At 32.0% G+C, this 8,257-nt stretch carries 5 protein-coding genes and 1 pseudogene; 4 read left to right on the top strand and 2 right to left on the bottom strand.

What is annotated here, in order from left to right:
- Positions 1 to 145, top strand: a pseudogene (locus tag V5787_RS09525) (IS1595 family transposase); the annotation flags it as partial.
- Positions 146 to 366: 221 nt separating this feature from the next.
- Here V5787_RS09525 and mfd read toward each other — a convergent pair.
- Positions 367 to 3,720, bottom strand: a complete 3,354-nt coding sequence (mfd, locus tag V5787_RS09520) for a transcription-repair coupling factor (RefSeq protein WP_336893003.1) — start codon at positions 3,718 to 3,720, stop codon at positions 367 to 369.
- Between the two features lie 141 nt (positions 3,721 to 3,861).
- Here mfd and V5787_RS09515 point away from each other — a divergent pair, with 141 nt between their 5' ends.
- A complete protein-coding gene (locus tag V5787_RS09515) occupies positions 3,862 to 4,455 on the top strand; it encodes a hypothetical protein (RefSeq protein WP_336893002.1) in 594 nt (197 codons plus the stop codon).
- A gap of 35 nt (positions 4,456 to 4,490) precedes the next feature.
- Here the strand turns inward: V5787_RS09515 and V5787_RS09510 are convergent, their stop codons facing one another.
- Positions 4,491 to 6,791: a TonB-dependent receptor gene (locus tag V5787_RS09510; RefSeq protein ID WP_336893001.1), complete on the bottom strand. Its 2,301-nt coding sequence runs from the start codon at positions 6,789 to 6,791 to the stop codon at positions 4,491 to 4,493.
- Positions 6,792 to 6,887: 96 nt separating this feature from the next.
- On the opposite strand from V5787_RS09510, the gene V5787_RS09505 reads away from it, so the two are divergent.
- Positions 6,888 to 7,577 (top strand): metal-dependent transcriptional regulator, encoded by a 690-nt coding sequence (locus tag V5787_RS09505; protein ID WP_336893000.1) that lies wholly within the window; start codon positions 6,888 to 6,890, stop codon positions 7,575 to 7,577.
- A 352-nt stretch (positions 7,578 to 7,929) separates the two neighbouring features.
- Positions 7,930 to 8,257: helix-turn-helix domain-containing protein (locus V5787_RS09500; RefSeq protein WP_336892999.1), on the top strand; the 328-nt coding region annotated here is incomplete at its 3' end.

The following is an 8,257-nucleotide window of genomic DNA, read 5'->3' as shown; positions in this document are numbered from 1 at the left end:
GCATATACAAGCTTACTTTGATGAATTTTGTTTTAGAATTAATAGGTCACAATACAAAAAATCCATTTTTCATAAAACAATTCTTAGAATGGTACTACAAAAACCTAAATATCAAAAAAATATAAAACAGACACTAGGCGTATAACTCAGTAATCTTTACTCTCTTTTACCTTAAAGGTTCTTAATAATGCCATGCAGAAAGATACAAAATATATCAATCAAATGGAAATATAATTGGTATTATACCCCTCCAAATGGCAATTAAAGTAGGGGCTATGGGATAAATCGAACCAATACAGCAGCGCTACTGATGAGTATTACAGAGAAATTTAATTCTAAGAGATTTATTTTTCGTTTTTGTTTAATTTAAATAGCTTTTAAAATTTGTAGCGCTTTTTTCACAGAGTCAATTCTAATAAATGTAATCAGTAAACGCAATCCGTTTTTAGTCTCTTTTTCTTTCATCACACACATTTTTGAGTTTTTTTGAACATATTGTAGTATGGACGCAAATTCGGGAGTGTTATAAAATTCACTTTGTTGATCCGATAAAAAATATCCAATCATTCTTTTCTGTTTTAAAATTAATTTTTCGATACCTATTTTTTTTGCCAGCCATTTGATTCGAACACTGTCTAATAAATCATCAACCTGACTTGGAATTTCTCCAAATCTATCTTTTAATCTTTTCTCGAATTCTGTTAATTCAACTTCATTTTCTAACTCTCCCAATTCTTTGTATAATAGGAGTCTTTCCGAAACAATATTAATATATTCATCAGGAAATAATATTTCAAAATCTGTGTCTATTTGGATCTCTTTTACAAATTCTTTTACGGTGTTTTCGTCTTCAGGATAGAGTTCTTTAAATTCGTTTTCTTTTAATTCGCTAATTGCTTCTTTTAAAATTTTTTGATATGTGTCAAAACCAATATCATTGATAAATCCACTTTGCTCACCTCCTAATAAATCACCTGCACCACGAATTTCTAAATCTTTCATGGCAATATTAATTCCACTTCCTAGGTCAGAAAACAACTCAAGCGCTTCAATTCTTTTACGAGCCTCATCTGTAATCATATGATAAGGTGGTGTAATAAAATAACAAAAAGCTTTTTTGTTAGACCTACCAACACGACCTCGCATCTGATGTAAATCAGATAATCCAAAATTGTTGGCGTTATTGATAAAAATGGTATTTGCATTTGGTACATCCAAGCCGCTTTCAATTATGGTAGTTGCCACCAGGATATCAAAATCACCTCTCATAAAAGAAAGCATCAATTCTTCTAATTTTTTCCCGTCCATTTGCCCATGACCGATTCCAATTTTGGCATCGGGTAATAAACGTTGTAACATGCCTGCAACTTCTTTAATATTATCTACTCTGTTATGAACAAAAAAGGCTTGTCCTCCTCTAGAGATTTCATAAGTCATGGCATCTCGGATTACATCCTCAGTAAATCGAATTACATTGGTTTCTATGGGGTGTCTGTTTGGTGGTGGTGTGTTGATGACAGATAAATCTCTTGCCGCCATTAACGAGAATTGAAGGGTTCTAGGAATTGGAGTGGCTGTAAGAGTTAAAGTGTCAACATTTTCTTTGATAGTTTTTAACTTGTCTTTTACTCCTACACCAAATTTTTGTTCCTCGTCAATAATTAGAAGCCCTAGGTCTTTAAAGTTTACTTTTTTATTGACCAATTGATGGGTTCCAATTACAATATCTGTAGTTCCCTCTTTTAAGTCTTTGATTACTTGATTTCGCTGCTTGGTAGTTCTAAAACGATTTAAATAATCTACGGTTATAGGGAAGTCTTTTAATCGTTCTGTGAAAGTTTTAAAATGCTGAAAGGCTAAGATAGTTGTTGGCACTAAAATAGCTACTTGTTTCCCATTATCGGCTGCTTTAAAAGCGGCGCGAATAGCAACTTCGGTTTTGCCAAAACCTACATCTCCACAAATCAAACGATCCATAGGTTGTTCACTTTCCATATCTTTTTTAACATCCTGGGTTGCTGTGAATTGATCTGGTGTATCTTCATACATAAAACTTGCTTCCAGCTCATGTTGTAAATAGCTGTCAGGGTTGAATCTGAAACCTTTTTCAAGTTTCCTTTTAGCATATAGGTTGATAAGATTAAAAGCGATTTCCTTAACGCGAATTTTTGTTTTTTGCTTGATTTTTTTCCACGCACCTGAGCCTAATTTGTAGATTTTAGGGGGTGTTCCATCTTTTCCGTTAAATTTAGCTATTTTATGAAGAGAGTGAATGCTTATGTATAAAATATCTCGATCGCCATAAGTTAATTTGATGGCTTCTTGTTTGCTGCCATTTACATCAATTTTTTGAAGACCTCCAAATTTTCCAACTCCATGATCCATATGAGTTACATAATCTCCAACCTCTAAGTTTGTTAATTCTTTTAAAGTGATAGATTGTTTTTTGGAAGTATTGTTTTTAATCTTGTATTTATGGTAACGTTCAAATATCTGATGGTCGCTATAGCAAGCTATTTTATTTTCAAAATCAATAAAGCCTTCATGTAAAGGAAAAACGATGGCTTTATATTTTATTTCTACTTGACTATCATCTTCAGTAAAAGACGATAGAATATCATGAAAACGTTGTGTTTGTTTTTCGTTCATGCAGCACAGGTAATTTGTAATGCCGTTTTTTGTGTTTTTGTTTAAATCTTCAATAAGTAAATCGAACTGTTTATTAAAAGAAGGTTGAGGTTTTGTGTTAAAATTAAAAGATTCGTTTGATGTGTTTTCTTTTTGATTTATTGCGATTGAAACTCTTGAATACCCTAATAAGTCTTTTTTAATACTAGCTCTGTCAATAAAAAGATCATTTGGTGAAAACTGTGTTACAGTTGAGTTTAAGCCCTCAAAGGCTTCTTCAGATTTAAGGAAAAGATTATCTAGTTTGTCAAATAATAGTTCCGTGTTTTTAGTGAAAATTACTGTGTCCTTAGAGATATACTTGAGAAAGCTTTCTCTGTTTTCTTGAAGTAATTTGTTTTCTATATTGGGTATTATATTCACTTTTTTTAGTGAACTTGTAGAAAGTTGAGTTTCAATATCAAAGGTTCTAATAGAGTCAACTTCATCTCCGAAAAATTCAATTCTATAGGGCTCATCGTTCGAAAAGGAGAATACATCAATGATACCTCCTCTAACGGCAAATTCTCCGGGTTCGGAAACAAAATCTACTCGATTGAATTCATATTCAAAAAGCACTTCATTTACAAACTCAAGAGAAACCAGATCTTCTAAACCTATTTTTAGAGTGTTTTTTTCTAATTCTTTTTTTGTAACAACCTTTTCAAATAATGCAGTTGGGTAACTTATAATAATCGCAGGTTTTTTTTGAGAATTAATTCGGTTTAAAACCCCTGCACGCAATAAAATGTTAGCATTGTCCGTTTCTTCTATTTGATAAGGTCTTCTGTATGAACTAGGATAAAATAAAACGTTTTTATTTCCTATAATTTGCTCGATGTCATTTAAGAAATATGCTGCTTCCTCTTTGTCGTTTAAAATTATTAAGAAAGGTTTTTCAGAATTTTTAAATATTTCAGCAATTGTAAAAGCTAAAGAAGAACCTAATAAATTTGAAATTCGGATATGACTTTTCCCTTTAGACAGCATTTCTACTATCTTTTTTGTGTTTTTTGCTTGGGAAATTAAGTCTACAATTGTTTGTTTACTCAAAAGAATTTTTTTGTCAAAGATAAATTAATTATAGATAAATTTACATCATGGTTTTAGAATAAAAGAGACCTTCGCTGTATTAGGTTTGATTTAATTATGGCGGCACAAAAATTATTAAGTATCGTATAGAAAAAATGTGAAATGATAAAAATAAAAAATGTTGTTGTTTTAGTACTATTGTTTTTTGGCTTGAATATCTTTGCTCAAGATAGTACTGTAAAATGGGCTATCGGTATTGGCGGGAGTTTTATTGATTTTTCGGAGACTTCTGGGTTTACTGAAGAAGCAGTCAATGTTCAAATCCCATACCTAACAATGTTGAGGTATATTGATTACGGGTTTACAGTAGGAGCGGGAATTACTATTACTGGAATTTCAGAAATCAATAATATTTATTCAAATAAGTATGATGTAATTATGATGGACTTTTTTGGAAAATATGATTTTGGTTTTTACGAAAACAAATGGGTTCCCCAAATAATAGGAGGTTTAGGTTTGTTGATAAAAGAAAGAAATGATAGATCTATTTCAGTAAATGGAGGAGTTGGATTGACTTATTGGATATTACCTAGAATGGGATTAAATAGCCAAATTGTACATCGTTTTGTTTCGGAAAAACACGAATCCAATTTTGGGTCTCATACACAGTTCTCAGGGAGTTTAATTTTTACTTTTGGCGAAAGTAAAGGAAAGAGGAATAAAAGAAGAACAGGTTATGGGTTTACCACATATTAAAAAAAGCCAAATAAATGATTGGCTTTTTTTAGTTTTTATTTAGAGCTTAGTTTTATTCCAGCAAAATAAGTGCGTGGGTTTGCCGGACCGTAAATATAATTGCTATCTCTGTTTTTTCCAGAATCAAAATCGTTTTGATAGGCATCGAATATATTTTTGACACCTACAAAGAGTTCTAAATCCGTTTTTGTTCTATTTAGGTTAAAAGTGTAACCGGATTTTAGTCCTAATTCTGCAAATTTAGGAGTCACTTTGTACTCGTCAATATCTTGTTCAAGAGCTCCTCCGTAGTGAACGATATCCATATTACCTGTATATACAAAGTTTATTGAAGTATTGAAATTCAAATTTGGTTTGTATGAGAATGTTGCATATGCATAATTGTTGGGAGTTCTCATAAATTCTTTTTTGGCAGCCAGTCCATCCACATTTTCTATAGCAGTATCATAAAGACTTTTTTGTAAGGTAAGTCCTCCTTCAAATTCAAAAACTTGTCCGATATTAACACGTGCTTCAAATGTAATCCCTTGAACGGTAGCGCCATCACCATTTCGTTTTTCAAACAGTTCTCCAAATTCATCTTCTCCTAAGTGATGAAGGTAAAAAGAGTCGTTAAAATGAGTGTAAAATCCTTCTATAGTAAAGCCATAGATATAATGTTCTGTCGGTTTGTCAAAATTTAAAGAGACATTAAAACTGTTTGAACGCTCTTCTTTTAAATCTTCTGAAAGTTGAACACGTGAGATTCCACCTCCAGCAAAAGCAATATGTAAGTCGGTATCAAAAGCTTGAGGAGCTAAGAAACCAGTTCCCCAGGTGGCTCTAAGTTGTAGCAGGCTTGTTGGTTTGTATAAGAAGGAAAACCTTGGACTCGCAATTACGTAGTCTATAAAATTATGTTTGTCAAATCGAACACCCGCCAATAGGGTTGTTTTTTTATTAATTTCCCAATCACTTTGCAAGAACATTCCTGTGTTTTGTGTGTTTTGGTCAATTAAATAATTATAGGCTTCTATTTCGTCAATAATGTCATCATTTATGTGCTCTAAACCAGCGGTTAGTATATTGCTACCGTTCAGAAAATTTTCTATCGTATGATTTAATTGAATACCACCTTGGTAAGTTGTGCTTGTAGAAGTTCCGTAAGGAGGGTTGGTTAAGTGTTCCGTAATGTCTTCTTCTGTGTCTGGAAAAATTCCTGTATAATGCCTTCTGTCGGTTGTTTGTGCTGCAATATAGGTAATAAAAGAACTTTTCCAGTCATTAAAGTTTATTTGATAATCGAGGTTTCCAAAATAAATATCATGAGTTCTTTCTTCTGATTGAAGAGCTAGGTGTGGAGCTTTATCAACCATTTCACCTCCGTATCGGTATTCGTTTATTTTACTGAAATTAATTTCTAATTTTTCGTTTTCACTTGGTAAAAAGAAAAGATTGGTTCCGAAGGCCATATTTTTAAGTTCGGGAAGTTCGGAGTAATTATCTCCATTTGCATCATACATTTCTCTATTACGACTGTTTATATAAAAGGTGGCTCCCGAATTGTAGTCATCACTAACTACCGTTGCGTTTCCGTTAACGATATAATCATTTGCGCCTTTTATATTTTGATAACTAGTTTCAATTTGATAGTTGTTTTTTTTGGGAATTTTTGTAATTACATTTACAGTTCCACCAACAGCTCCAGAGCCATACAATGCTGAACTTCCACCACGTACGATTTCAATTCTATCAATCATGTTTGTTGGAATTTGCTCTAATCCATACAAGCCAGTAAGTGGGCTAAAAACATTTCTCCCGTTGATTAGTATTTGAGAATACCTTCCGTTTAATCCATTCATTCTGAGTTGTGTATAATTACAAGTTTGACAATCCGTTTCAACTCGTAATCCAGTTTGAAAACGAAGTCCTTCCGATAAATTACATGCCTGTACGTTTTGTAAAGTTTTACTATTGATGATATTTACAATAATAGGATTGTTGGTTTTCCTCTTTACCGTTTTTGTTCCTGTTACCGTTACAGGGTCTAATACATCAGTATATTCAGTAAGTTTAAAATTTAATGTAGTTCCGTTTTTAAACTTCTCAATACGAATTGTTTTTTTATCGGATAGATAACCTGTAGATGAAGCTAATAGGCTTATTTTTCCAGAAGCAGTAGTGCTAAGTTCAAATTGACCATTTGAATCTGTTATAGTTCCCTTGTTTTTCCCAGTGATTTGTACCGTTGCATAAGGCAAAGGATTTGTTCCGTCGGTTACCGTTCCTTTAATTGTGACTTGTCCGTAGTTCGAGAGTGTACAAAACAAGGTAAATATGATTGCTAAATATTTCATGATAATTATTTTTTTTGCAAATGTAGTATTTATTTTTAGACTGGTCTAAAAATTGTTTTTATAAAATATAAAATATTATTCATATATTTGCTTACGATGAATTTAGAACTGACTCAAACCGAAGAAAATTATCTGAAAGCTATTTTTGGTTTATCAGTATCAAAATCAAAAGCTGTAAGTACGAACTCGATTGCCGAAAAACTGCAAACAAAAGCGTCTTCTGTTACGGATATGGTGAGGAGATTATCGGAAAAAAAAATGGTAGATTATAAAAAATACCAAGGTGTTTCTTTAACAGTAGCAGGAAAAAAAACAGCAGTTAAAGTAATTCGTAAGCATCGTCTTTGGGAAGTTTTTTTAGTGAGACACTTAGATTTTAGTTGGGATGAAGTTCATGAAATAGCTGAACAGTTAGAGCACGTGAAATCTATAAAGTTAACCAAAGAATTAGATCGTTTTTTAGAATTTCCTACGCATGATCCACATGGAGATCCTATTCCTGATGAAAATGGTAATATTGCATATCATACAGACATGATGCTTTCTTCTTTGGAAGCACATGAAAAAGGTGTTGTGTTAGGGGTGAAAGATTCATCGAAATCGTTCCTAATATATTTAGACTGTTCAGGTATAAAATTAGGAAGTACTATAAGTGTGATGAGTAAAGAAGTCTTTGACAATTCTATGAAAATTGAAATAGAAGGTGAAATAATGTCAGTATCACAGCAAATTGCAAAAAATCTATTTATGAAAAAGCTAAAAAATGAGAGATTAATTAGTCGTTAGTTTTTTATTACCCTCTTGATAGTTTCTCGTATTTGAGTGTTTTCAATCTTCAGTATTTGTTACAAAACTGCTTATATCAAATAAACATCAAAATAATTGATTAAATTAGTTTCTATTTCCTTTATATTTAAATATAAAGAAAAAATATTTAAAATTTATTATCAACCACTCTGAAATTCATTTGGTATTAGTTATGGATCTATTTTTTGGTTCTTAAATTCAACTAGTAAACGCAACTTTTGGATTTGACTGTTTGCTATACTATAATCAAAACAGAAAAGTAGGAAAACCTACCTTTCTTATTTTGATGGATGTGTATCTTACGGTTTCAAATCGCCAAAAAAGAAGTTGTATGACCCACATTACCCAAGCACAAAGATATACAATTTGCTGTCTGCTAAAACAAGGCTATAATCAGGTTGAAATAGCCGTGACTATTGGAAAAGACAAGACCGTAATCAGTAAAGAGATTAAACGTAATTCCGACAAAAGAAATGGCGTTTACAAGCATGAATTAGCTCAAATAAAATATACTAAAGGTCAAAAAGAAAAGCCTAAACGAAAACGTTTTACAAAAGATATTCAACAAGTAACAGAATTGTTATTACGAGACGATTATAGTCCAGAGCAAGTAGTTGGTCACCTAAAAAACCTAGGTAAAGAAACTGTGTCAACTGAGC

Origin of the sequence: Flavicella sp., assembly GCF_037132785.1 — a bacterium.
Taxonomy (GTDB): Bacteria; Bacteroidota; Bacteroidia; order Flavobacteriales; family Flavobacteriaceae; genus Flavicella.
The sequence above is the reverse complement of the archived record's forward strand: the minus strand, read 5'-3'. Positions and strand labels throughout refer to the sequence as shown.

Bases quoted from the DNA above. Each gene is read 5' to 3' on its own strand.
- V5787_RS09515 (WP_336893002.1), top strand. From the start codon at position 3,862: ATGATAAAAATAAAAAATGTTGTTGTTTTAGTACTATTGTTTTTTGGC.
- V5787_RS09510 (WP_336893001.1), bottom strand. From the start codon at position 6,791: ATGAAATATTTAGCAATCATATTTACCTTGTTTTGTACACTCTCGAAC.
- V5787_RS09505 (WP_336893000.1), top strand. From the start codon at position 6,888: ATGAATTTAGAACTGACTCAAACCGAAGAAAATTATCTGAAAGCTATT.